21 protein-coding genes are annotated in these 25,652 nt (G+C 60.4%); 8 read left to right on the top strand and 13 right to left on the bottom strand.

Annotated features, from left to right (window positions below):
* Positions 1 to 4: 4 nt before the first annotated feature.
* The 11 genes from AD666_RS26250 to bioB all read right to left on the bottom strand — a co-directional run bounded on the left by AD666_RS26250 (position 5) and on the right by bioB (position 12,924).
* On the bottom strand, positions 5 to 163 hold the full coding sequence (locus tag AD666_RS26250; protein WP_003177654.1) for a YqaE/Pmp3 family membrane protein: 159 nt from the start codon (positions 161 to 163) through the stop codon (positions 5 to 7).
* A 331-nt stretch (positions 164 to 494) separates the two neighbouring features.
* On the bottom strand, positions 495 to 2,273 hold the full coding sequence (locus tag AD666_RS21240; protein ID WP_053156297.1) for an acyl-CoA dehydrogenase C-terminal domain-containing protein: 1,779 nt from the start codon (positions 2,271 to 2,273) through the stop codon (positions 495 to 497).
* Between the two features lie 191 nt (positions 2,274 to 2,464).
* Positions 2,465 to 4,261, bottom strand: a complete 1,797-nt coding sequence (locus AD666_RS21235; RefSeq protein ID WP_053156294.1) for an acyl-CoA dehydrogenase C-terminal domain-containing protein — start codon at positions 4,259 to 4,261, stop codon at positions 2,465 to 2,467.
* A 91-nt stretch (positions 4,262 to 4,352) separates the two neighbouring features.
* On the bottom strand, positions 4,353 to 5,642 hold the full coding sequence (locus AD666_RS21230) for a GGDEF domain-containing protein (protein WP_053156291.1): 1,290 nt from the start codon (positions 5,640 to 5,642) through the stop codon (positions 4,353 to 4,355).
* A 251-nt stretch (positions 5,643 to 5,893) separates the two neighbouring features.
* Positions 5,894 to 7,699 carry a phenylacyl-CoA dehydrogenase gene (locus AD666_RS21225; protein WP_053156288.1) on the bottom strand — a complete coding sequence of 602 codons (1,806 nt, stop codon included), beginning with the start codon at positions 7,697 to 7,699 and terminating at the stop codon, positions 5,894 to 5,896.
* A 273-nt stretch (positions 7,700 to 7,972) separates the two neighbouring features.
* Positions 7,973 to 8,269 (bottom strand): hypothetical protein, encoded by a 297-nt coding sequence (locus AD666_RS21220; protein ID WP_053156285.1) that lies wholly within the window; start codon positions 8,267 to 8,269, stop codon positions 7,973 to 7,975.
* A 108-nt stretch (positions 8,270 to 8,377) separates the two neighbouring features.
* Positions 8,378 to 9,058: a dethiobiotin synthase gene (bioD, locus tag AD666_RS21215; protein WP_053156283.1), complete on the bottom strand. Its 681-nt coding sequence runs from the start codon at positions 9,056 to 9,058 to the stop codon at positions 8,378 to 8,380.
* A complete protein-coding gene (gene bioC, locus AD666_RS21210) occupies positions 9,055 to 9,867 on the bottom strand; it encodes a malonyl-ACP O-methyltransferase BioC (RefSeq protein WP_053156280.1) in 813 nt (270 codons plus the stop codon). The genes bioD and bioC overlap by 4 nt, the downstream gene beginning before the upstream one ends.
* Positions 9,860 to 10,591, bottom strand: coding sequence for an alpha/beta fold hydrolase (locus tag AD666_RS21205; RefSeq protein ID WP_053156277.1), 732 nt, complete (start codon positions 10,589 to 10,591; stop codon positions 9,860 to 9,862). Before AD666_RS21205 ends, bioC begins: the two co-directional genes overlap by 8 nt.
* Positions 10,584 to 11,762, bottom strand: coding sequence for an 8-amino-7-oxononanoate synthase (gene bioF / locus AD666_RS21200; protein ID WP_053156274.1), 1,179 nt, complete (start codon positions 11,760 to 11,762; stop codon positions 10,584 to 10,586). The genes AD666_RS21205 and bioF overlap by 8 nt, the downstream gene beginning before the upstream one ends.
* 106 nt (positions 11,763 to 11,868) lie before the next feature.
* A complete protein-coding gene (bioB, locus tag AD666_RS21195) occupies positions 11,869 to 12,924 on the bottom strand; it encodes a biotin synthase BioB (protein ID WP_053156271.1) in 1,056 nt (351 codons plus the stop codon).
* Positions 12,925 to 13,014: 90 nt separating this feature from the next.
* Between bioB and AD666_RS21190 the strand changes: the two genes are divergently transcribed.
* From AD666_RS21190 to rarD, 5 genes are all read left to right on the top strand, one after another.
* Complete coding sequence (locus AD666_RS21190) at positions 13,015 to 13,755, top strand: ComF family protein (RefSeq protein WP_053156269.1); 741 nt, start codon at positions 13,015 to 13,017, stop codon at positions 13,753 to 13,755.
* A gap of 58 nt (positions 13,756 to 13,813) precedes the next feature.
* Complete coding sequence (locus AD666_RS21185) at positions 13,814 to 14,578, top strand: TOBE domain-containing protein (RefSeq protein WP_053156266.1); 765 nt, start codon at positions 13,814 to 13,816, stop codon at positions 14,576 to 14,578.
* Between the two features lie 66 nt (positions 14,579 to 14,644).
* Entirely contained in the window at positions 14,645 to 16,552 is a 1,908-nt protein-coding gene (locus AD666_RS21180) for a PhoX family phosphatase (RefSeq protein WP_053156263.1), read from the top strand.
* A gap of 122 nt (positions 16,553 to 16,674) precedes the next feature.
* Positions 16,675 to 17,649, top strand: coding sequence for a serine/threonine protein kinase (locus AD666_RS21175; protein WP_053156259.1), 975 nt, complete (start codon positions 16,675 to 16,677; stop codon positions 17,647 to 17,649).
* Positions 17,650 to 17,783: 134 nt separating this feature from the next.
* Positions 17,784 to 18,671, top strand: a complete 888-nt coding sequence (gene rarD, locus AD666_RS21170; protein ID WP_053156257.1) for an EamA family transporter RarD — start codon at positions 17,784 to 17,786, stop codon at positions 18,669 to 18,671.
* A 217-nt stretch (positions 18,672 to 18,888) separates the two neighbouring features.
* Here the strand turns inward: rarD and AD666_RS21165 are convergent, their stop codons facing one another.
* Positions 18,889 to 19,407, bottom strand: coding sequence for a glycine cleavage system protein R (locus AD666_RS21165; RefSeq protein WP_053156254.1), 519 nt, complete (start codon positions 19,405 to 19,407; stop codon positions 18,889 to 18,891).
* A gap of 416 nt (positions 19,408 to 19,823) precedes the next feature.
* Here AD666_RS21165 and AD666_RS21160 point away from each other — a divergent pair, with 416 nt between their 5' ends.
* Positions 19,824 to 22,001, top strand: a complete 2,178-nt coding sequence (locus AD666_RS21160) for a malate synthase G (protein WP_053156251.1) — start codon at positions 19,824 to 19,826, stop codon at positions 21,999 to 22,001.
* A 103-nt stretch (positions 22,002 to 22,104) separates the two neighbouring features.
* Here the strand turns inward: AD666_RS21160 and AD666_RS21155 are convergent, their stop codons facing one another.
* A complete protein-coding gene (locus AD666_RS21155; protein ID WP_053126003.1) occupies positions 22,105 to 22,551 on the bottom strand; it encodes a response regulator in 447 nt (148 codons plus the stop codon).
* 258 nt (positions 22,552 to 22,809) lie between these two features.
* On the opposite strand from AD666_RS21155, the gene AD666_RS21150 reads away from it, so the two are divergent.
* The gene (locus AD666_RS21150; protein WP_305728965.1) at positions 22,810 to 24,744 is read left to right on the top strand and encodes a putative nucleotidyltransferase substrate binding domain-containing protein; all 1,935 of its coding nucleotides are present in this window, start codon (positions 22,810 to 22,812) and stop codon (positions 24,742 to 24,744) included.
* Positions 24,741 to 25,448, top strand: a complete 708-nt coding sequence (locus AD666_RS21145; protein ID WP_053156246.1) for a PolC-type DNA polymerase III — start codon at positions 24,741 to 24,743, stop codon at positions 25,446 to 25,448. Before AD666_RS21150 ends, AD666_RS21145 begins: the two co-directional genes overlap by 4 nt.
* Positions 25,449 to 25,652: the final 204 nt, after the last annotated feature.

The following is a 25,652-nucleotide window of genomic DNA, read 5'->3' as shown; positions in this document are numbered from 1 at the left end:
ACTCTCAGCGCTTGGCGATGATGTACACCGCATGCACGATGCCCGGGATGTAACCCAGCAGCGTCAACAGAATATTCAGCCAGAAAGCCCCGCCGAAACCGACTTGCAGAAATACACCCAACGGCGGTAGCAGAATGGCGATGATGATACGAATGAAATCCATGGTGGGCTCCTGATGGGCGATGGCTACATTGCCATATAGCTCATTGACCCATGACCGCTCGTCAGGGTTCAAATCCCGTCAGTGAGTAGAAGAAGCCGATCGAGAAGAAAAAACGCGGGTAAAAGAAAACCCCGCCGAAGCGGGGCTTTGCAGACTGTTTCCCTGACATCCTTTTCACTCTGCCGTCCTGGCAGAATCCTACGTGTCCGTGTTGTTTCTCTTGCGCATCCTGCGCGACGTCCATGTGAAGTAGATTAGCCCTGGATCCAATCTGCCGGTAGAGGGAAAACGGCATCACGTCGTGTAAGCATTCGCTTACAAGCTTCCCTCATCAGAATTGCCCGGCATCCAGCAGAAACAGCGAGTCGCTGCCTGCCTTCACTGAAGCGCTCAAGGAATGGATACGCGGCAGCAGGCGTGCGAAATAGAATCGCGCCGTTCCCAGCTTGCTCGCGTAGAAATCATCCTGGCCTTCCTTGCCCAGCGCTGCTTTGGCCATCAACGCCCACATGTAGGCATACGCGGTGTAACCAAACGCTTGCAGATACTCCACCGACGCTGCGCCGATTTCGTTCGGGTTGCTCTTCGCTCGGTCCAGCAGCCACTCAGTCAGCTCGTCCAGCGTGTCTACGGCATTGCCCAATGGCTGGGTAAACTCCGCCAGATCCACACTCGCTGTGTTGATGAAATGGCGGATTTCCTCAGCGAACAGCTTGTAGAACGCACCGCCATTACCGACGATCTTGCGCCCCACCAGGTCCAGCGCCTGGATACCGTTGGTGCCTTCGTAGATCTGGGTGATGCGGACATCGCGAACCAGTTGTTCCTGTCCCCATTCGCGGATGTAACCATGACCGCCGAAAATCTGCTGGCCGTGGACAGTCGTTTCCAGGCCCAGGTCGGTCAGGAAGGCTTTCGCCACTGGTGTGAGCAAGGCCACCAAGTCTTCGGCACGCTTGCGGGTGGCCGCGTCTTCGCTGAACTTGGCGGTGTCCAGTTGCATTGCAACGTAGGTCGAAAATGCCCGGCCACCTTCGTTCGAGGCTTTCATGGTCAGCAACATCCGGCGCACGTCCGGGTGGACGATGATCGGGTCGGCAACCTTGTCCTTGTTTTGCGCGCCGGTTGGCGAACGGCTTTGCAGGCGGTCGCGGGCGTATTCGATAGCGTTCTGGTACGAGCGCTCACCAGAGGCCAAGCCCTGGATACCCACACCCAGGCGTTCGTAATTCATCATGGTGAACATGGCTGCCAGGCCTTTGTTCGGCTCGCCGACCAGATATCCCACGGCTTCGTCGAAGTTCATCACACAGGTAGCGGACGCCTGGATGCCCATCTTGTGCTCGATCGACCCGCAGTTGGCCGCGTTGCGGGCGCCCAGGCTGCCGTCGGCATTGACCATGAACTTGGGCACGAGGAACAACGAAATGCCTTTCGGGCCAGCCGGCGCGTCCGGCAGTTTCGCCAGCACCAGGTGGATGATGTTCTCGGTGAGATCGTGCTCGCCGCCGGTGATGAAGATCTTGGTCCCGCTGACCTTGTAGGAACCGTCGGCCTGGGGTTCGGCCTTGGTGCGGATGATCCCCAGATCCGTACCGGCATGGGGCTCGGTCAGGCACATGGAACCGGCCCAGATGCCGGCATACATGTTTGGCAGGTACGCCGCCTTGAGTTCTTCGCTGGCGTGGGCATTGATCGACAAGCAGGCCCCGGCGGTCAGCATCGGATAGAGACCAAAGGACAGACTGGCGGAATTGACCATTTCCTCGACCTGGGCCGAAACGGCCTTGGGCATGCCCATGCCTCCGTAGACTGGGTCGCCACCAACCCCCACCCAGCCGCCTTCAGCGTAAGTCTTGTAGGCCTGTGGGAAACCGGCCGGCGTGGTGACGGCTCCGTCAGCCCAGTGGCAACCCTCTTCGTCAGCGGCACGGCTGAGAGGAGCGATGCTCTTGCTGGTCACTTTGCCGGCTTCCTCAAGAATCGCCTCGACGGTTTCAGCGTCCACGGTCTCCGCCAGCGCCGGCAATTCGGCCCAGAGTTTCGCGACCTCGAATACTTCATTGAGGACGAAGCGCATATCGCGCAGGGGCGCTTTGTAGTCAGCCATGGCAAACCTCGCAGGATCTAAACAGTTGGTTCGTAAGAAACGGTTTTGGTATGGCTCGGAGTGTACCTCAACAACTTTTACGACACATAGGGTCAACCAATGACTGTTTTGTTATTTTTAGTCATTCAGAAAGACAACATGAATCACTGCGGCGAGGGGCAAGCTCCCTCGCTGCAACTGGGTTTCTACCGTTAAAGGGCGAACAGCTCTGCTGGCAACTTCATCAAGCAGTCGCTCCCTGCCTCGACAGCGGCCCGATGGGCGGCGGTCCTTGGCAGCAGGCGCTTGAAGTAGAACTCACAAGTCGCCAGTTTCGACCGGCAGAAATCCCCGTCGCCGGAGTCGCTGTCGAGCTGCGACTGAGCCACCAGCGCCATGCGCAACCACAGGTAGGCCAGGATGATGTAGCCGCTGTACATCAGGTAATCCACCGAGGCAGCGCCGACTTCATCCGGATTTTTCATGGCCGCCAGGCCGATCTGAGTCGTCAACGCCCCCCATTGACGATTGAGTTCGTCGAGTTGGGCGACATAACCCTTGAGCTGCGGATGCTCGGCATTCGCGATACAGAATTGATGGACGAGCCGGGTGAAGCCTCGCAACAACTTGCCTTGGCTGCCTAACACCTTGCGTCCCAGCAGGTCCAGCGCCTGGATGCCGTTGGTGCCTTCATAGATCGGAGCGATACGACAATCGCGCACCAACTGCTCCATGCCCCACTCGCGAATAAAACCGTGACCACCGAACACCTGCATGCCGTGGTTGGTCACTTCCAGCCCGGTGTCGGTCATGAAGGCCTTGCAGATTGGCGTGAGGAACGCCAACAGATCTTCGGCGTCCTGACGGGCCGCTTCGTCAGTGCTCAGGTGTGCGGTGTCCAACAGTTGCGCGGTGAAATAGGTCAGCGCCCGGTTACCTTCGTTGAAGGCCTTCATGGTCAGCAACATTCTTCGCACGTCGGGATGAACGATGATCGGGTCGGCAGCTTTTTCCGGAGCCTTGGGGCCAGTCAGCGAACGCATCTGCAAACGCTCGTTGGCGTATCGGATCGCTCCCTGGAAACTGGCCTCTCCCAGGCACAGGCCCTGCATGCCAGTGCCGAGCCGGGCATGGTTCATCATGGTGAACATGCAGTTGAGGCCCTTGTTCGGCTCGCCGATCAGGAACCCCTTGGCTCCGTCGAAATTCAATACGCAAGTGGCCGAAGCCTTGATGCCCATCTTGTGTTCGATCGAGCCGCAACTGACGCCGTTGCGCTGCCCCGCTTCGCCGGTCGCGTCGGGCAGGAACTTGGGCACGATGAACAGCGAAATGCCTTTGGTCCCGGCCGGGGCGTCCGGCAGCTTGGCCAGCACCAGATGAACGATGTTGTCGCTCATGTCGTGCTCGCCTGCGGAGATGAAGATCTTGCTGCCGGAGATCGTATAGCTCCCATCGGCCTGGGGCACGGCGCGGGTCTTGATGATGCCCAGGTCGGTACCGCAATGGGCTTCGGTCAGGCACATGGTGCCTGTCCACTGGCCAGCGGTAAGTTTGCTCAGGTAAGTCTGTTTCTGCTCTTCAGTGCCATGGGCATGGATGGCCGACATCGCGCCGTGGGTCAGGCCCGGGTACATGCCCCAGGACGTGTTGCTGGAACCGATCATTTCGCTGATGACCAGCCCCAGGGAACTGGGCAGACCCTGACCGCCGTAAACCGGGTCCGCCGCCAGGCCATGCCAGCCGCCTTCTACGTATTGTGCGAAAGCTTGCTTGAAACCTGTAGGCGTCGTCACCACGCCGTTATCGAAATGACAGCCTTCTTCGTCGCCGGAACGATTGAGTGGCGCCAGAACGTTCTCACAGAACCGTGCGCCTTCCTCAAGGATCGCGCTGATCATATCCGGGCTCGCGTCAACGGCCCCCAACTCGGCATAACGACCTGGGAAATCGAAGACGTGATCGATCAGAAAACGCATATCGCGCAGGGGGGCTTTGTACTCGGGCATGGTGGTTTTCTCCGGTAGCAGATCGTTCAAACCTACTGCCGGCCACCGGGCCCCACAATCACAGTCCAGACGCTGAATGCGTCATCATCACTCAACCCGCGGCGGCTTCCATGCGCACCGCGCCACGACGATTCTGACCGAAAGCGACCACACAGTTACGCCCGGCCCCTTTGGCGTTGTAGAGCGCCTGGTCGGCGGACTTGAGCACTTCTTCGGGGGTGCGTTGCTCGATGCGTTCGGCAACGCCAATGCTCACTGTCACCGACACACTGGAAGCGCCGGCACCGGAGCGCCGCTGACGTCCTTGCTGATCATCCTTGGGGCGATTTTCCGGATTGCGCAACTGAATGCTGTACGTCTCGATGGATTGACGGATGACTTCCAAGTGAGGCATGCATTCATCGATCGTCTTGCCGGCGAACACCAGCGCAAATTCCTCGCCGCCGTAGCGATAAGCCCTACCGCCACCACCGATTTTCGACAGTTTGCTGGCCACCAGACGCAACACCTGATCGCCGACATCGTGACCATGGGTGTCGTTGAATTTCTTGAAATGGTCCACATCGCTCATCGCCAACACATAATTGCGACCCAGGCGTTGCATGCGTTCGTTCAGCGCACGGCGCCCCGGCAGCCCGGTCAGCTCATCGCGAAACGCCATTTGGTAGGCTTCATGGGCGACCGCCGCCGCGATCATCAGCATCACTTGGCTGCACATGATGTTCAGGGTAAACGGCAGGATGAAGGTTTTGGGCAACATCCAGAATATCCCCAGCAGCCCCACCAGTTGCGCGGCGTGTAGAGGTCGGGGATTGCGCCAGTATTGCCAGGCCAATAACAGGAAGGCGGCAGCGAACACCGGATAGGACAATTGGATCAGGCTCATCCAGGCCCCATGCAGCGCAGGCCAGCGAATCTCCGAAAGCCACAGCAGCAAGGCTTGCGGAAAGCTCTGCTCCAAGGCCAGTGCCACGCCGCCGAAAGCCAGCAATACCGCGAAACGCGCCACCATGTCCTGGAACAGATGGGTGCGCTCCTGCCACGCGGCGAACAGGCCAAACAACAGCGGCAACAGCAGGCAAACAAGATGGAATACCACGGCGGCATCCTCGCGCACCTTGCCGTTGTCACGGTAGAAATCGGTCTGGGTATCCAGCAGAAAATAGGCGATGTACACCGTGACCATCAGAAACAGCTCACGTTGACGTCGGTAAACAGCGCAATACGCACCGCCAAGGAGCAACACCAACGTAGGAAGAACGTTGAAAAGCGAAGTGAAGAAGACGTTGAGATCCTTGACGTAGGCAGCCGCAAGCCCCGCCAGCAACAGCAACAGCGAGGGCAGGAAGTGACTGAAACGTACAGCGGAAGAACGCGACAAGGGTAAAGCTCCGACCCGGCTGATCAAAGATGGCATTGTGCCTGCTATCGCAGCAGTAAGGCACGAAAGATGTGACAGATGTCACACTGCCATTGCTGTAACGGCAGCAAGGAAGGTTTTCTTAGGGTCTGGCTGGATGAATATTGTTTCAACATCATCCTCACCCCTTTTGTGAGAGCCCGGCGCAAGCAACAAAAAAGCCGCTGCATCCCGAAGGAAGCAGCGGCTTTTCCAGAAGCACCGCGTAGGGCTTAGTAACCCAGCGCGAAGTCTTCCTCTTTCATGTCCATCAGGTTGTTGGCGCCCGACAGCATGGCCGCCACGTGAGTGCGGGTACGCGGCAGGATGCGCTGGAAGTAGAAGCGCGCAGTTTGCAGCTTGGCGGTGTAGAAAGCTTCTTCGGTGGTGCCGGCCGCGAGTTTTTCTGCTGCCAGGCGCGCCATGTCAGCCCAGAAATAGGCCAGGCAGGCGTAACCGGAGTACATCAGGTAATCCACCGAGGCTGCGCCGACTTCTTCGCGATCCTTCATGGCCGCCATACCGACCTTCATGGTCAGCTCGCCCCATTCCTTGTTCAGCGCAGCCAATGGTCCGATGAATTCCTTGACCGCCTCGTTGCCTTCATTGCCCTGGCAGAACTTGTGGACGATCTTGGTGAAGCCTTTGAGCGCTTCGCCCTGGGTCATCAGCACTTTGCGGCCCAGCAGGTCGAGGGCCTGGATGCCAGTGGTGCCTTCGTACAGCATCGAGATACGGCTATCGCGAACGTTCTGCTCCATGCCCCACTCGGCGATGAAGCCATGGCCGCCGTAGATCTGTACGCCGTGGTTGGCCGATTCGAAGCCGACTTCGGTCATGAAGGCCTTGGCGATCGGCGTCATGAACGCCAGCAGCGCATCGGCTTTCTTCTTCTCTTCTTCATCCACGCCATACTTGACGATATCGACCTGCTTGGCGGTGAAGTAGACCATCGCACGGTTGCCTTCGGCAAAGGCCTTCATGGTCAGCAGCATGCGGCGCACGTCCGGGTGGACAATGATCGGGTCAGCCGCCTTGTCCGGCGCTTTCGGGCCAGTCAAGGAACGCATCTGCAGGCGGTCGCGGGCGTATTTCAGGCCACCCTGGAAGCCGATCTCGGCATGGGCCAGCCCCTGCAACGCGGTGCCCAGGCGTGCAGTGTTCATGAAGGTGAACATGCAGTTCAGGCCTTTGTTCGCCGGGCCGATCAGGAAACCGGTGGCCGCGTCGAAGTTCATCACGCAAGTGGCGTTGCCGTGAATGCCCATCTTGTGCTCGATCGAGCCGCAGCTCACGGCGTTGCGCTGGCCGATCGTACCGTCGGCGTTGGGCAGGAACTTCGGAACGATGAACAGCGAAATGCCCTTGGTACCGGCCGGTGCGTCCGGCAGACGCGCCAGGACGATATGGACGATGTTGTCGGCCATGTCGTGTTCACCGGCGGAAATGAAGATCTTGGTACCGGTTACCTTGTAGGAACCGTCAGCCTGGGGCTCGGCCTTGGTGCGCAACATGCCCAGGTCGGTGCCGCAATGGGGTTCGGTCAGGCACATGGTGCCGGTCCATTCACCGGACACCAGCTTGGTCAGATAAGCCTCTTGCTGCTCGGGCGTACCGTGCTCGGAGATGGTGTTCATCGCACCGTGGGACAGGCCCGGGTACATGCCCCACGACCAGTTGGCCTCACCAACCATTTCGCTGACCGCCAGGCCCAGGGACTCCGGCAGCCCCTGACCACCATGCGCCACGTCGTGAGCCAGGCTTGGCCAGCCGCCTTCGACGAATTGCTTGTAGGCTTCCTTGAAGCCGGTCGGGGTTTTCACGCCGGACTCGCTCCAAGTGCAGCCTTCGAGGTCACCCACGCGGTTCAGCGGTGCCAGCACCTGCTCACAAAACTTGGCGCCTTCTTCGAGAATGGCGTCAACCATGTCCGGCGTTGCGTCCTGGCAAGCCGGAAGGCTCTGATAATGCGCTTCATAGCCAAGCAGTTCGTCACGAACGAAGCGAATATCACGCAAGGGGGCCTTGTAGTCAGGCATAGCGATAAACCTCTGCTGATGTAACCGGGAATGAACGACCGCGTGGATTTTGTTGTGACGGTCAAACAGTTGTTTGAAACATACGTTTACGCCCAAATCTTGTCAAGCGTCGATCCTTGGCCGTTCGTCATCAGCTTGTAGACTTATCGGGCAGGTACATCCCGCGCGCAAAGAAATACGCGACGCGTGTGGGAAAAGACTAGTTGAGTCAGAGGTAGCCAGAGACGAAAACGCCGCGAATATTCGCGGCGTTCGGACAATGGACAGGCAGGATCAGGCAAAAGTATCGATCAGCGTGCCCAACATCTCGTCGGACGCCTTGGCGACATTAACACCCACCTGGAGCTGGAACTTGCCTTGGGACAGTTCAACCATGTTGCTGGCCAAGTCTGACTGCTGACTACGATCCACTGATCGCAGGCGATCGACCTGGATTTCGGACGATTGACTGGTGACCGCACGCTCGATCGTATTGTTGGCGATCTCGGCCGAGGCTTGATCGACGCGGTTCTGCCCTGTCTGAATCGTGCTCAGACCGGCATAAAACGCGGTATTTCCTGAGATTTCCATGGCAGGGCTCGTCTTCTTGAAGGGTCGACAGAAGCCATTGAACCAGAACCCCTGGGAAAACACCCGACAAAAACACTAATGGCACAGTGCCGCTTCATAGAGAAAAACCTAATCCAGCAGGTCCAGGTGCAGGTAGCCGGCCACGCCTTCGGCCGTTACGTCCTTGATGCGCGGAACCCGGCCCAGGCAGGGCGCCGGCAAGCGTTCTGCCAGGGTCGCGAGGTTTTCTTCCAGTCGCGATGTCTTGGGGTCGATGATGTTGGCTACCCAACCGGCCAATTGCAGGCCATCCCGGGCTATGGCTTCGGCAGTCAACAGCGCATGGCTGATGCAACCCAGGCGCACCCCCACCACCAGGATAACGGGCAAGCCCAACGCCATCGCCAGATCCGAAAGGTTGTCCTGGTCCGCCAATGGTACGCGCCAGCCGCCAGCACCTTCGATCAAAGTGAAATCGGCCTGCATCCCGAGCACATCTCGCATCGGCCCCACCAGCGATTGCACTGTCAGCGCCACCCCTGCTTCCCGTGCCGCCAGGTGAGGCGCAATCGGTGGCTCAAACGCCACTGGATTGACCTGTGCATACGTCAGTGGCACCGAGCATTCGGCCAACAGCGCCAGGGCATCGGCATTGCGCAGGCCCTTGGGTGTCACTTCGCAACCGGAAGCCACCGGCTTGCCGGCCGCAGTGCTCATGCCGGTCTGTCGAGCGGCATGCAGCAGGCCTGCGGCGACGGTGGTCTTGCCGACATCAGTGTCGGTGCCGGTGATGAAATAGGCCTGTCTCATAGCGGTTTCTCCAACACGGCGTAGACCACCTGGTAGGTTGCAGGCAGCCCCTTGGCCTGGCGAAACCGCTCATAGGCTTCCACCAGCGCCAGGATTCTCGCCCTGCCCGTCAACCCACCGGGTCGACCGGGGTTCAGATTATGGGCACCCAACGCTTTCAATTCATGAGTCAACCCGCGCACGTCCGGGTAATGCAAAACATGGGGACGGGTCTCGAGACTGACGACCTTCAGTCCACTGGCTTCACACAGCTGCCGATAGATCTCGAATTCGCGGAAACGGTTGACATGCACCAGGCCGTCCACCTGACGCCAACTGTCGCGCAATTCGTACAAGGTACCGACACAGAGGCTCGTGAAGGCAAATACCCCGCCCGGCTTCAGGACACGGTGCGCCTCACTCAGCACCGAGGCAAAATCCGCGCACCACTGCACCGCCAGGCTGGAAAACACCAAGTCGCATGTCGTGCCCTGTAAAGGCAAGCGCTCAGCGTCACCGGCCAGGAAATACGCAGCCCCTCCCTGGGGACGCGCATGGTTGAGCATGCCTTCGGCAATATCCAGCGCCAGACCGCCTGTTGCGCCAAAGCGCGCACCCAGCGCCCGGGTGAAATAGCCGGTTCCACAGCCCAAGTCCATCCAACGCCGCGGTGCGAACGATACAGGCAATCGCGCCAGCAATTGCCGTCCCACTTCGCGCTGCAACTCGGCCACGCTGTCGTAGCTGGCCGCCGCCCGGGAAAACGAAGCTGCCACCTGGCGTTTATCAGGCAGGACACTGGGCCATCTTGGAAGAGACAAATCAGTCATCCCCGGACTCATGCAAAAAGACCTGGATGGCCCCCGCGATGCCGTGCGGGTCATCCAGCAGGAAACCATGGCCGGCCTGTTCGATCAGACCGATTTCGACATCCGGCAGCAGGGTCAGCAATTCGCTTGCCGCTTCGGCCGGCACCAATGCATCGAGCCCAGCGAACAGATGCAACTGCGGCCCGCGAAAACGCTGTAGCGCGGCACGGGTATCCAGTCGAGCCAACAGTTCCAGCCCGGCCAGCAATACCTCAGTTGAGGTGGTTGGCGCCCCGGCCAGCAGCAACCGCGACAGCCCGCGTGGATCACCGCAGCCCTGGGCACACAGCAAACTGAAGCGCTTGAGGGTCTGGCGTGGATCGGCGGTGCATCCGGCGAGAAAACCGTCGAACGTCTCGCCGGCCATCGCGGCCGGCCATTGTTCGTGGGAGACAAACGAAGCATTGCTCGCCAGGGTCAGTAAGCCACAGCAGTGCTCGCCCCGCCGCGCGGCCAACTCCGCCGCCAGCATGCCGCCCAAGGACCAGCCACCCAGCCAGGCATCCTGGGGCACATTGGCATCCAGTTCATCGAGCCACTCATCGAGGTTGCTTGACGTCAGGGCCGGCAACGGCTCGATTTCAACTCGCAAATGTTCATCCAGCCCTTGCAACGCAGCGGCCAGGGGCTCCAGCGGAGAAATACCCAGGCCCCAACCGGGCAGCAGTATCAATCGATCACGCATGGTTTGGCTCCGGTCCCAATAGTGCAAAACACTCGGCCAGTGCGCTTAACAATAGTTGCACCTGGGCTTCGCTGTGGGCGGCGGTCAGGGTCACCCGCAAACGGGCACTGCCCACCGGTACGGTGGGTGGCCGGATCGCGCCGACCATCAACCCGCGCTCTCGCAGCATTTGCGACAGCCGCATCGCCCGCCCCGCATCGCCGATCAGGATTGGCTGGATCGGCGTGAAACTGTCCATCAGTTGCAGGCCGATCCGCCCCGCGCCCTCGCGGAACTGACGGATCAGTAACTGCAGATGCTCGCGCCGCCAATGCTCGCTGCGCAGCAGTTCGAGGCTCTTGAGGGTCGCACAGGCCAGGGCCGGCGGCTGACTGGTGGTGTAAATGTACGGACGCGCGAACTGGATCAGGCTCTCGATCAGCGCCTCGCTGCCCGCCACAAAGGCGCCGGCAGTGCCGAAGGCTTTACCCAGGGTCCCCACCAATACCGGCACGTCCTCCTGGCTCAAGCCGAAATGCTCGACGATACCGCCCCCATGGGTGCCCAGCGGACCGAAACCGTGGGCATCATCGACCATCAACCAAGCGCCCTTGGCCCTGGCTTCATGCGCCAGTGCCGGCAGATCGGCGATGTCACCGTCCATGCTGAACACACCATCGGTCACCACCAGAGTATTGCCGGTAGCTTTTTCCAGGCGCTTGGCCAGACTTTGAGCATCGTTATGCAAGTAACGGTTGAAACGCGCCCCCGATAACAGTCCGGCATCGAGCAATGAGGCATGGTTGAGCCGGTCCTCAAGCACTGTATCGCCTTGTCCCACCAGCGCGGTGACGGCGCCGAGGTTCGCCATGTAGCCGGTGGTGAACAGTAATGCCCGTGGGCGGCCGGTGAATTCGGCGAGGGCTTCTTCCAGTGCATGATGAGGAGTGCTATGACCGATCACCAGATGCGAAGCGCCGCCGCCCACGCCCCAACGGGCCGCCCCGGCGCGCCAGGCTTCGATCACCTGTGGGTGATTGGCCAAGCCCAGGTAATCGTTGTTGCAGAACGCCAGCAACGGCTGGCCGTCCACCCTTACTTCCGGCCCCTGGGGACTTTCCAGCAGCGGGCGTTGGCGGTAGAGGTTTTCGGCACGACGGGCAGCCAGGCGTGCGGCGAGATCGAAGGGCATGCAGGCCTCGGGAGAAACGCCATTTAAAGACTGAATGGGTTCCCCTGTGGGAGCGAGCAGGTTCGCTCCCACAGGGGTCCGCATTTCAAACAAGCAATCGGGTTGATCAGACGGCAGCGTTGTAGAACTGCTCGCTGCTCTTCTGCTCCACCAGCGCCTGCTCGATCGCCGCCTGATGCACTTCGTCGGCATGCTCTTCACGGGCTTCGGGCTGGATGCCCAAGCGTGCGAACAATTGCATGTCCTTGTCAGCCTGTGGGTTGGCGGTGGTCAGCAGTTTGTCGCCGTAGAAGATGGAGTTCGCACCCGCCAGGAACGCCAGGGCCTGCATCTGCTCGTTCATCGCTTCACGACCGGCAGACAAGCGCACGTGGGACTTTGGCATCAGGATCCGCGCCACGGCGAGCATGCGGATGAAATCGAACGGATCGACGTCCTCGGCATTCTCCAGCGGCGTGCCGGCGACTTTTACCAGCATGTTGATCGGAACCGATTCCGGATGCTCCGGCAGGTTCGCCAGTTGGATCAGCAGGTTGGCGCGGTCGTCCAGGGATTCGCCCATGCCCAGGATGCCGCCGGAGCAGATCTTCATCCCGGAGTCACGGACGTAGGCCAGTGTTTGAAGGCGCTCGCTGTAGGTGCGGGTGGTGATGATGTTGCCGTAGAACTCCGGCGAGGTGTCGAGGTTATGGTTGTAGTAGTCCAGGCCGGCCTTGGCCAATGCCTCGGTTTGCTCCTGGTCGAGTCGGCCCAGGGTCATGCAGGTTTCCAGGCCCATGGCCTTCACGCCTTTGACCATTTCCAGTACGTAAGGCATGTCCTTGGCCGATGGATGTTTCCACGCCGCGCCCATGCAGAAACGGGTCGAACCAATGGCTTTGGCGCGCGCGGCCTCCTCCAGGACTTTTTGCACTTCCAGCAGCTTTTCCTTGTCCAGCCCGGTGTTGTAGTGGCCGGATTGCGGACAATATTTGCAATCTTCCGGGCAAGCGCCCGTCTTGATCGACAGCAGCGTGGAAACCTGGACGCGGTTGGCATCGAAGTGCGCGCGGTGCACGGTCTGCGCCTGGAACAACAAGTCATTGAAGGGCTGGACGAAGAGTGCTTTGACTTCGGCCAAAGACCAGTCATGACGCAGGTTGGCAGTGGTGCTGGCGCTCATGGGCAATTCCTTGATTATGCTTGGCTGGCGCCTGGGCAATGCAATACCCACAGGCGCGACACGGATGTTCGGCATATTTAAGGAAGAGTCATGAGCTGTCAACCGCAACACGAAGGATCGGTTTACATCTGGCTAAAAAATAAACAATTCTGCCTCTTATGCGGCGAAACCACCGATACAGCACTCCCTCTGTGCACACCTTGCGAAAGTGAATTGCCCTGGCTGGGCGATCAATGCAGTCGCTGCGCCCTGCCGCTGCCCATGGCCGGCCTGCGGTGCGGACAGTGCGTCGTGCAGCCACCGGCCTACGAACGGGTCCTCGCGCCCTGGGTCTATGATTTCCCGGTGGACAGCTTGATTACCCGATTCAAGCACCAGGCCAAATGGCCCCTCGGCCGCTTGCTGGGCGAACTGCTGGCGCAGTCGCTGCAACATCATTTCAATGAAGGCCTGGAACGGCCCGACGCGTTGGTACCGGTGCCGTTGGCTGCGCGGCGCTTGCGCCAGCGGGGATTCAACCAGGCCGCACTGTTGGCTCGCTGGCTCAGCGGTTCGTTGCAGATGCCTTGCGAGGAACATCTGCTGCGGCGCATCCACGACACCCCGGCGCAACAGGCGCTCGACGCCAGGGCCCGACGCCGGAACCTGCGTCACGCCTTCGCCATGATGCCCGGCGCCCAGGTACGCGACCGTCACCTGGCGCTGGTGGACGATGTGCTGACTACCGGCGCCACTGCCCAGACCCTGGCCCGATTGCTGCTCGACGCCGGCGCAGCACGAGTGGATGTTTATTGCCTGGCCCGCACGCCAAAACCCGGCGAAGCGACTTGACGCACAGCGGCCGAGGCGCCAAGTTCCATTCACTCATTCCCGTGCATATTTCTACGCCATGTCACTACCCACGCTTCTGACCCAGCACATCGTCCGGCGCCCTCAACGCATCGCTTTGCTGCAACACATCGCCGAACAAGGTTCGATCACTCGAGCAGCCAAGAGTGCGGGCCTGAGCTACAAGGCCGCGTGGGATGCCATCGACGAGCTGAACAATCTCGCGGACCAACCGCTGGTGGAACGCAGCATCGGTGGCAAGGGCGGTGGCGGCGCCCGGTTGTCGGAAGAAGGCCAGCGCGTACTGCGCCTGTACCAGCGTTTACAAACTCTGCAAGCGCAGTTGCTGCAGGCGAGCGAAGACGCCGGCGACCTCGGCCTGCTGAGCCGCCTGATGCTGCGCACCAGCGCCCGTAATCAGCTGCATGGCAAAGTCCTGTGCATCGAGGCCCAGGGCCACAACGACCGGATACGCCTGGAATTGGCGCGAGGGCTGATGGTCGATGCGCAGATCACCCACGACAGCACCGTGCGCCTGGAACTGGACATTGGCACCGAGGTGGTTGCCCTGATCAAGGCCGGCTGGCTGGAATTGTTTCCCGTCGGGCAAACGCCGGAATCGGGAAATAACGTGCTGCCAGGTGTGATCGAGCACATCGCCAATGCCAGCGGCGGTCCCAGTGAAGTACGCATCGGCCTGCCCAATGGCCAGACCCTCTGCGCCCTGGCCGAGCCGCTTCAGTTGCAGACCCGGCACCTGGACGCCGGGTCGCCAGTACACGTGGCGTTTTCGCCGACGAATGTGCTGCTCGGCACACCGTTGTAGCGGGTTGCAACAATAGTTTCATCGACCCCCTTTAAGGTGACTGCCAAAACCAGCAGGGAGCCTGAGATGAGCCTATTAGAAGAAAACCAATCCACCGACCTGGAAAAAATCGTTGGTCTGAGCCGACGCAGCTTCATCAGCGCCGGCGCCCTGTGCGGCGCGGCGATGTTCCTGGGTGGCAACCTGTTGAGCCGAAGCGTCCTGGCCGCCGCCGTGAGCGAAGGCAACAGCCGCCTGCTGGGCTTCGACAGCATTGCCGCCACCACCACCGATACCATCACCTTGCCGCCGGGCTATAAATCCTCGGTGCTGATCAGTTGGGGCCAGCCGCTGCAAAAAAATGCACCGGCCTTCGACCCCAGCGGTAATGGCACCGCCCGGGCCCAGGAAATGCAGTTCGGCGACAACAACGATGGCATGAGCCTGTTCCCCTTCCCTGGTGACAACAACCGGGCGCTCATGGCGATCAACAACGAGTACACCAACTATCGCTACCTCTTTGCCCACGGCGGCCAGCCGCAGTCGGCCGAAGACGTGCGCAAGGCCCAGGCCAGCGAAGGCGTGTCGGTGATCGAGATCCAGCGTCGTCGCGGCGGCCAGTGGCAGTTCGTCCAGGAGTCGCGCTACAACCGGCGGATCCACGGCAACACGCCGATCCGCCTGCGCGGCCCGGCTGCCGGACACGAACTGATGAAAACCAGCGCCGACAAGAGCGGCAAGAAGGTCCTCGGCACCTTCCAGAACTGCGCCAACGGCATGACACCGTGGGGCACCTACCTGACCTGCGAAGAAAACTTCACCGACTGCTTCGGCAGCAGCAAAGCCGATCTGCAGTTCGATGAAGCTCAGAAGCGCTACGGCGCCACCGTTGCCAGTCGCGAGATCAACTGGCACCTGCACGACCCACGCTTCGACCTGGCGAAGAACCCCAACGAACTCAACCGTCATGGCTGGGTCGTGGAGATCGATCCGTTCGATCCGGACTCCACGCCGGTCAAACGCACCGCCCTGGGCCGCTTCAAGCACGAGAACGCCGCCCTGGCCCAGACCAACGACGGTCGCGCCGTGGTGTACATGGGCGACGATGAGCGTGGCGAGTTCATCTACAAGTTCGTCAGCCGTGAACGTATCAACCACCGCAATGCCAAAGCCAACCGCAATCTGCTGGACCATGGCACCTTGTACGTGGCGCGCTTCGATGCCGGCGACGGCAATCCGGATCATCCGAAGGGCAAGGGCCAGTGGATCGAGCTGACCCATGGCAAGAATGGCCTCGATGCCAGCAGCGGTTTCGCCGATCAGGCCGAGGTGTTGATTCATGCACGTCTGGCTGCCAGCGCGGTCGGCGCCACGCGCATGGATCGTCCCGAGTGGATCGTGGTCAGTCCGAAAGATGGCCAGGTCTATTGCACCCTGACCAACAACTCCAAGCGCGGCGAAGACGGTCAGCCGGTCGGTGGGCCGAACCCTCGGGCCAAGAACGTCTATGGCCAGATCCTGCGCTGGCGCACCGACCGCGACGATCATGCGTCCAAGACGTTCTCCTGGGACCTGTTCGTGGTCGCCGGCAACCCGACCGTCCATGCCGGTACGCCAAAGGCCGGTTCGTCCAACATCAACCCGCAGAACATGTTCAACAGCCCCGATGGCCTGGGTTTCGACAAGGGCGGACGGCTTTGGATTCAAACCGACGGCGACTCCAGCAACACCGGGGACTTCGCCGGCATGGGCAACAACCAGATGCTTTGCGCCGATCCGGACAGCGGCGAAATTCGCCGTTTCATGGTCGGGCCAGTGGGTTGTGAGGTGACCGGCATCAGTTTCTCGCCGGACTACAAGGCCATGTTCGTCGGGATTCAGCACCCTGGGGAAAACGGCGGTTCGACATTCCCAGAGCACCAGCCCAATGGCAAGCCACGCTCCTCGGTGATGGTGATTACCCGGGAAGACGGCGGAGTCATCGGCGCCCGTTGAACCTTTTGATCGTTCCCACGCTCGGCGTGGGAACGATCATCAGTCTCGCCAATCAATCCTGTCTGCTTTGCGCTACCATGCTGGGTCGGACGCGGCAGCCCTGCCGCTGAGCAGGAGTCAGCATGTCCCATCCCTTCGATACCCTCACACCCGACCTCGTACTCGATGCCGTTGAAAGCATCGGCTTTCTCAGCGACGCCCGGGTGCTGGCCCTCAACAGTTATGAAAACCGTGTCTATCAGGTTGGCATCGAAGACGGCGAGCCGCTGATCGCCAAGTTCTACCGCCCTCAACGCTGGACCAACGAGGCGATTCTCGAAGAGCACCGCTTCACCTTCGAACTGGCCGACTGCGAGGTGCCGGTGGTTGCGCCACTGGTCCACAATGGCGCCAGCCTCCATGAACACGCCGGGTTCCGCTTCACTCTGTTCCCCCGTCGCGGCGGTCGTGCACCGGAGCCGGGCAACCTCGACCAGCTCTATCGTCTCGGGCAGTTACTCGGGCGCTTGCACGCCGTGGGCGCCAGTCGTCCGTTCGAGCATCGCGAAGCACTGGGAGTGAAAAACTTCGGCCATGATTCATTGGCTACGGTGTTGGGGAGCGGATTCGTCCCCAGCAGTCTGCTACCGGCCTACGAGTCGGTCGCCCGGGATCTGCTCAAGCGCGTCGAAGAGATCTATGCCGCCACGCCCCATAAGAACATCCGCATGCACGGCGATTGCCACCCCGGCAACATGATGTGCCGCGACGAAATCTTCCACATCGTCGATCTGGACGATTGCCGTATGGGCCCCGCAGTGCAGGACCTGTGGATGATGCTGGCCGGCGATCGCCAGGCATGCCTGGGACAGTTGTCGGAATTGATGGACGGTTACCAGGAATTCCATGACTTCGACCCACGGGAACTGGCCTTGATCGAGCCCCTGCGGGCCCTGCGCCTGATGCATTACAGCGCCTGGCTGGCGCGCCGCTGGGACGACCCGGCCTTTCCTCGCAGCTTCCCGTGGTTCGGTAGCGAACGCTACTGGGGCGACCAGGTGTTGGCGTTGCGCGAGCAACTGGCGGCGCTCAATGAGGAGCCGTTGAAGCTGTTCTGAAAACCACCACAGCCCCTTGCGGGAGCGAGCAGCCTACAGTTTTTTTCATCGCTCCCTTCAATAACCCTCACCCCACAACCCGACAATTCTCCTTACAATCACTCTTTTGTTAGCTGCCTAAGCAAGGATTCTGCATGCAAGCCGCCAACCCGCGTCGCGGTTATATCCTGGGCCTGAGTGCCTACATCATCTGGGGACTGTTCCCCATTTATTTCAAAGCCATCGCCAGCGTGCCCGCCGTGGAGATCATTATCCACCGGGTGCTGTGGTCGGCCCTGTTCGGCGCGGCGCTGCTGATGGTCTGGAAGCATCCGGGCTGGTGGCGTGAACTGCGCGACAACCCGCGCCGCCTGGCCATCCTGGCCCTGAGCGGTACGCTGATCGCGGCCAACTGGCTGACGTATGTATGGGCGGTGAACAATGGAAGGATGCTCGAAGCGAGCCTGGGGTATTACATCAACCCCCTGGTAAACGTATTGCTGGGGATGTTGATCCTGGGCGAACGGCTGCGACGCATGCAGTGGGTGGCCGTGGGGCTGGCGGCGGTCGGCGTGGCGCAGCAAGTCTGGCAAGTGGGCAGCCTGCCCTGGGTGTCGCTGGCGCTGGCGCTGAGCTTTGGCTTCTACGGGCTGATCCGCAAGCAGGCGCCAGTCAAGGCCTTGCCTGGGCTGGTGGTGGAAACCTGGATGCTGGTGCCGATTGCCATCGCGTGGTTGCTGTTCAACCCGACGGCCAACAGCGCCCAAGCGGCATTCTGGACCACCTCCGAAGCCTGGTGGCTGGTGGCCGCCGGTCCGGTAACCCTGGTGCCCCTGGTGTGCTTCAACGCCGCCGCGCGGCACCTGCCCTACACCACATTGGGTTTTCTGCAGTACATCGCACCAACACTGGTATTGATGCTCGCTGTGCTGTTGTTCGGTGAACACCTGTCGTCCAGCACGCTGGTGGCGTTCCTGTTCATCTGGGCCGGGCTCGCCGTGTACAGCATCGATGCAGTAGTCAGCATGCGGCGGCGCAGCTGATCAAAAATCGTACAACCCTATACAGGCCACGTCCGACGTGGCCTGCGCAGATCCTTCCCAAGGTTATCCACAGCGTGATCCCCGCCGTTTGTGCACAAGCCATTGAAAAATGGTGATTTTTTGATCAGTACCCGGCAAGGCACGGCGGACCTGGCCTGGCGTCAAGTCTCTACAGGTTATCCACAGGCAGGCGCAGTTTTTCCTTGGATAACCGGCCTTACCCTTCATCGCTGAACTTGAGTTCCACCATTAACTCGTCGGCAAGGGTTTCCAGACGTTCTTGCAAGGTATCCAGCGACAGGGTCAAGGGCACCCCGAGGATGGCCTCGGCATGGAACAGCAATTCACTGCTCATCGGCGCCGGGCGCACGTGTGTCACCAACCGCTCGACATTCACGCCCTGCTCGCTCAGCAATCGGGTGATGTCCCGCACGATACCCGGGCGATCATTGCCCACCAGTTCCATGGCGATGGGTTTCCAGGTGCAGGACTCTTCAACCGCACTTTCAGCGATCAGCACTCGAATGCCATGGGTCGACAGTTCCTGCAGGGCTTCGATCAACTCGGCGTGGGATTCGGCCGGCGCACTGAGGCGCAGGATCCCGGCAAATTGCCCGGCCAGGTGCGACATGCGGCTTTCCAGCCAGTTACCGCCATGCTCGGCAATGCACTGGGCAATGCGCTCGACCTGCCCCGGCTTGTCCGGAGCGAAAACGGTAATCACGAGATGGTCCATGGCGCAGCCCTCTTGTTGTGGAAGCAAGAGTATAGGCAGAGCAGTTCCAACCTGTGACAAGTACAAATCGTGTACAACCATAAAGATTTATATGGAACAATCCATACATTTTTTGAGAACATCTCGTGCTTCGTCGTGACTGTACTGCTTTAGTCGGTCGCGGAACGACGCAATTAGTCTAATTTTCACAACCGCAAGTGATCATGTAGTATGCCTCGGCGCGCACTACATAACGTTGGACCGATGTCTGCTTAAGGCGCAGTCGCATCCCTGAAAAGCCCATCCGCAAGGCTTACTATCCCGCCGCCAGTGATGGCATGTACGGGTTCCGGGGTTTGTGGTTTAAATGTCCCGAGGCTTCATTGTCAAAATCGAAGAGCTGAAAAGCGAAATAGCTGAGCAGAGTGAGGCAAGCAATGACTGAACACGTTCAAGTCGGTGGCCTTAAGGTCGCCAAAGTCCTGTTCGACTTCGTAAATAACGAAGCCATTCCCGGAACCGGCCTCACCGCCGACGTGTTCTGGGCCGGTGCCGACAAGGTCATCCACGACCTGGCGCCGAAGAACAAAGCCCTACTCGCCAAACGCGACGATTTCCAGGCACGCATCGATGCCTGGCACCAGGCCCGTGCCGGCCAGGCCCACGACGCCGTGGCTTACAAAGCCTTCCTGCAAGACATTGGATACCTGCTGCCAGAAGCGGCGGATTTCCAGGCTACGACTCAAAACGTCGATGACGAAATCGCCCGCATGGCCGGCCCGCAGCTGGTGGTGCCGGTGATGAATGCCCGTTTCGCCCTCAACGCCTCGAACGCCCGCTGGGGTTCGCTGTACGACGCGCTGTACGGCACCGATGCCATCAGCGAAGCCGACGGCGCGGAAAAAGGCAAAGGCTACAACAAGGTACGCGGCGACAAGGTCATCGCCTTTGCCCGCGCCTTCCTTGATGAAGCGGCCCCCCTGGCGGCCGGCTCTCACGTCGACTCCACCGCCTATAAAATCGTCGACGGTAAATTGGTCGTCACCCTCAAGGGTGGTAGCAACAGCGGGTTGCGTGACGATGCGCAACTGATCGGCTTTCAGGGCGATGCCTCGGCTCCGGCCGCCGTCCTGCTGAAACACAATGGCCTGCATTTCGAAATCCAGATCGACGCGACCACCCCGATCGGCCAGACCGACGCCGCTGGCGTCAAAGACATCCTGATGGAAGCCGCACTGACCACCATCATGGACTGCGAAGACTCGGTCGCCGCCGTCGATGCCGACGACAAAGTGGTGATCTACCGCAACTGGCTCGGCCTGATGAAGGGTGACCTGTCGGAAGAAGTCGCCAAGGGCGGCCAGACCTTCACCCGGACCATGAACCCCGACCGTGCCTACACTGCCGTCGACGGTTCGAGCCTGACGCTGCACGGGCGTTCGCTGTTGTTCGTGCGCAACGTCGGTCACCTGATGACCATCGACGCGATCCTCGACAAGGATGGCAACGAAGTGCCGGAAGGTATTCTCGATGGCCTGGTCACCAGCCTGGCGGCGATCCACAACCTCAATGGCAACACATCGCGGCGCAACAGCCGTACCGGCTCGGTGTACATCGTCAAACCGAAGATGCACGGTCCGGAAGAAGTGGCATTCACCAACGAGCTGTTCGGCCGCATCGAAGACGTACTGAACCTGCCCCGCAATACCCTCAAGGTCGGCATCATGGACGAGGAGCGCCGTACCACGGTCAACCTCAAGGCCTGTATCAAGGCTGCCAGCGAGCGCGTGGTGTTCATCAACACCGGCTTCCTCGATCGTACCGGCGACGAGATCCACACCTCCATGGAAGCCGGCCCGATGGTGCGCAAGGCCGACATGAAAGCCGAGAAGTGGATCGCGGCGTACGAAAACTGGAACGTCGACATCGGGCTGAGCACCGGCCTGCAAGGTCGCGCGCAGATCGGCAAAGGCATGTGGGCCATGCCCGACCTGATGGCCGCAATGCTCGAACAGAAAATCGCCCATCCGATGGCCGGCGCCAACACCGCCTGGGTGCCATCGCCGACCGCCGCCGCCCTGCACGCATTGCATTACCACAAGGTCGACGTATTCGCCCGCCAGGCCGAACTGGCCAAGCGCGCTCGCGCTTCGGTGGACGACATCCTGACCATCCCGCTGGCCGTCAACCCGAACTGGACGCCGGAGCAGATCAAGAACGAACTGGACAACAATGCCCAGGGCATCCTCGGCTATGTGGTGCGCTGGATCGACCAGGGCGTGGGTTGCTCCAAGGTGCCGGACATCAACGACATCGGTCTGATGGAAGACCGTGCGACGCTGCGCATTTCCAGCCAGCACATCGCCAACTGGCTGCGCCACGGTATCGTGACCCAGGATCAGGTGATGGAAAGCCTCAAGCGCATGGCGCCAGTGGTGGACCGTCAGAACGCCGGCGACCCGCTGTACCGTCCGCTGGCGCCGAACTTCGACAGCAACATCGCCTTCCAGGCGGCGGTCGAGCTGGTGATCGAAGGCACCAAGCAGCCCAACGGCTACACCGAGCCGGTGCTGCATCGTCGTCGCCGCCAGTTCAAGGCAGCCAATGGGCTGTGATTGAGTGGTAGCGTTAAGAAAGGGCCCTGATCTTGCGATCAGGGCCCTTTTTATTTGCACAGTTCCTGTGCGAGGAAGCTTTGGTAAAAATCACTACAACTGGCTAGAGATCCATCCCCAACTCATGCTTGACCAACCCCAGCAACTTTTCCGTATCGATGGGCTTGAGCAGGAAATCCACCACGCTCAGGTGCATCGCCTCGATGGCGTCTTTCACGTCGGCATCGCCAGACACGATGATGATCGGCAGCGCGGCGCGCTCCGACTCGCGCACCAGGCGAACCAGTTCCAGGCCATCGACATTGCCCATGCGAAGGTCGGTGATCAGTAACCCGATCGACGGCTTGGTCTCCAACATCTTGAGCGCGGTTTCACCACTGGCCGCAGTCATGCAGTGGATGCCGTCCAATGCCAGGATTTCCGACAACAGCTCGCGGGCGTCCTTATCGTCATCGACAATCAGGACGCGCTGCGGCGGCAGGTCAGGTTCCAGCATGACGGCACTCAGCGCCTCGCGCTCGGCATCACTCAAAATATCGTGGTCGGACATGGTGCTCTCTACGTTCTATAAATCGATCCCCTGGCACAGTGGTCAGACATCGTTCGGCAGCGCTTCAATGTGCACTTCGTCGGATTTTTTTCCAAGAAACTTTGATGAAGTTTTTTTCAGCGTCCTGGGTGGGATGGTTCCGTCATTCCGGCGCAACGTCGGGACCTAGACTTACGTCCAATGGGCACTCCACTCGCAGAGGTCGACCATGGGGAACAGATCCGACCACAACAATTCAAAAAAGATTGCGCAATGGTTATGAAAAAAGCGGACGCCTTCATCCAGGCAGGGAAAACCGCGGTGTTACAGAACATTCAGGGCACGTTGCAGTTCCTCCAGCGCTTCCCCCCGTTCAACCAGATGGAAAACGCTCACCTGGCTTATCTGGTGGAACAATGCCTGCTACGTTTCTACGCACCGGGCGAAACCATTATCAAACCGGCCGACGGCCCGGTGGAGCATTTCTACATCGTCAAGCAGGGCCGGGTGGTAGGGGAACGCCCGCATTCGGCAAAGGGTGGCACCGAGACTACGTTCGAGATCACCACCGGCGAGTGTTTTCCCCTCGCTGCATTGCTTGGCGAACGGGCTACCCGAACCGAGCACAGGGCAGGTGAAGACACCTTCTGCCTGCAGTTGAACAAGCAGGCCTTCATCAAGTTGTTCGCCTTGTCCAGCCCGTTCCGGGATTTCGCCCTGCGCGGGGTCAGCAGCCTGCTCGACCAGGTCAACCAACAAGTCCAACAGAAGTCCGCGCAAACCCTGGGCACCCAGTACTCGCTCAACACACGCCTGGGTGAGCTGGCGATGCGTCATCCGGTCAGCTGCAGCCCGCAGACGCCGCTGCGTGAAGCGGTCAAGCTGATGCACGAGCAGCAGGTCGGCAGCATCGTGGTGGTGGATGAACAGAAAGCGCCGGTGGGGATCTTCACCCTGCGCGACCTGCGCCATGTGGTGGCCGACGGTACCGGGGATTTTTCCCAAGCCATCGCCGAGCACATGACCCAGACACCGTTTTACCTGACACCGGATCACAGTGCCTTCGACGCCGCCATCGCCATGACCGAACGCCACATCGCCCATGTCTGCCTGGTCAAGGAGCATCGTCTGTGCGGTGTAGTGTCGGAGCGCGACCTGTTTTCGCTGCAACGGGTCGATCTGGTTCACCTGGCACGGACCATTCGCAACGCTCCACGCGTAGAGAACCTGGTCAGCCTGCGCGGTGAAATCGGCCAACTGGTGGAGCGCATGCTGGCCCACGGTGCATCTTCAACCCAGATCACCCATATCATCACCTTGCTCAATGACCACACCGTATGCCGGGTCATCGAGCTGACCCTGGCTGACAAAGGCGACCCGGGCGTGCCGTTCAGCTGGTTGTGTTTCGGCAGTGAAGGTCGTCGGGAACAGACCCTGCACACCGACCAGGACAACGGCATTCTTTTCGAAGCCCGGGATGCGGCCCATGCGGCGCAGATTCGTGGCCTCCTGTTGCCCATCGCCCAGCAGATCAACCAGAGCCTGGCGCTCTGCGGCTTCACCCTGTGCAAAGGCAATATCATGGCCGGCAACCCGGAACTGTGCCTGTCCCGTGCCGAATGGGCCCGTCGCTTCGCGGCGTTCATTCGCGAAGCGACGCCGGAAAACCTGCTGGGCTCGAGCATCTATTTCGATTTGCGGGTGGTGTGGGGCGATGAGCAGGGTTGTGAACAATTACGCCGACAGATACTCGACCAAGTGGCCGATAATCGCCTGTTTCAACGCATGATGGCCGATAACGCGTTGCGTCACCGACCGCCAGTGGGACGCTTCAGGGATTTCGTGCTGAGTCGCAAGAATGGTGAAAAAGCCACCCTCGACCTGAAAGTGCAGGGCCTGACCCCCTTTGTCGATGGGGCCCGCCTGCTGGCCCTGGCCAATGGCATCGAGGCCAACAACACGCTGGAACGCCTGCGGCAACTGGTTGCCAAGGGCGTGATTGAAGCGCTTGATGGCGCGGCCTATGAAGAGGCCTATCACTTCATCCAGCAGACCCGCATGCAACAACACCAATTGCAGACCCGCGAAAACCTGCCTTATTCCAACCGCGTCGACCCCGACAACCTCAACCATCTGGACCGTCGCATCCTGCGTGAATCCTTGCGCCAGGCCCAGCGCTTACAAAGCAGCCTGACGCTGAGGTATCAGCTGTGAACCTGTTTTCCTGGCTGCGCCCGGCCCCGCCCCTGCTGCCGGACGCCTTGCAGCGGCGTCTGGAAAACCTGCCCGTGCCCTCGCCCCTGGGTGAATGCATCCTGCGAGAACAGCGTTGGGTGGTGATGGACCTGGAAACCACCGGCCTGAATCTGAATAAGGATCAGGTGTTGTCCATCGGCGCCGTGGTGATCGAAGACGGCGCCATCGACTTCAGCCAGCAGTTCGAACGCACCCTGCAGTGTGACAAGGAAAAACTGGGGCCAAGCGTGTTGATCCATGGCCTGGCACCCAGCGCGATTGCCGCCGGCAGCGATCCGGCCGAGGCGCTGTTGGCGTTCATGGAGTTTGTGGGTGACAGCCCATTGATGGCCTTTCATGCACCCTTCGATGCCCACATGCTCGGACGGGCCTTGAAGGATTACCTGGGTTACCGCTTGCAGCATCCGTTCCTGGATGTGGCGGACCTGGCGCCGATGCTGTGCCCCCAGGCCAGCCTGCGCAAAGCGGGACTGGACGACTGGATCGGCTGGTTCAAGCTTGAGGTGCAGGAGCGCCATAACGCCAGCGCCGACGCGCTGGCCACCGCCGAGCTGGCGCTGATCCTGTTCAGCCGCGCTCGCCAGCAACAAATCCAGAGTCCGCTGGACCTGCAGCAGCGCCTGGGCCAATGGAAACGGCGACAACAGGCCCCTTCGCTTTGACCTGAGCTGACGAACACGGAGCGCTTGTGTGAGCGAGCCTGCTCGCGATGGCATCGCCCCGGTCCGACAGGCATACCGGGTTGTCCGCATCGCGAGCAGGCTCGCTCCCACAAGGGGCCGGCCCTCATGCAGGATGTGCAACACCACCCGACCAGCGCCAATTGCTTTCCCGCCCCCGCCTCTGCCACAATCGCGAACAATTCT

The organism is Pseudomonas sp. Pf153 (assembly GCF_001269775.1).
GTDB lineage: Bacteria > Pseudomonadota > Gammaproteobacteria > Pseudomonadales > Pseudomonadaceae > Aquipseudomonas > Aquipseudomonas uvaldensis.
The sequence above is the reverse complement of the archived record's forward strand: the minus strand, read 5'-3'. Positions and strand labels throughout refer to the sequence as shown.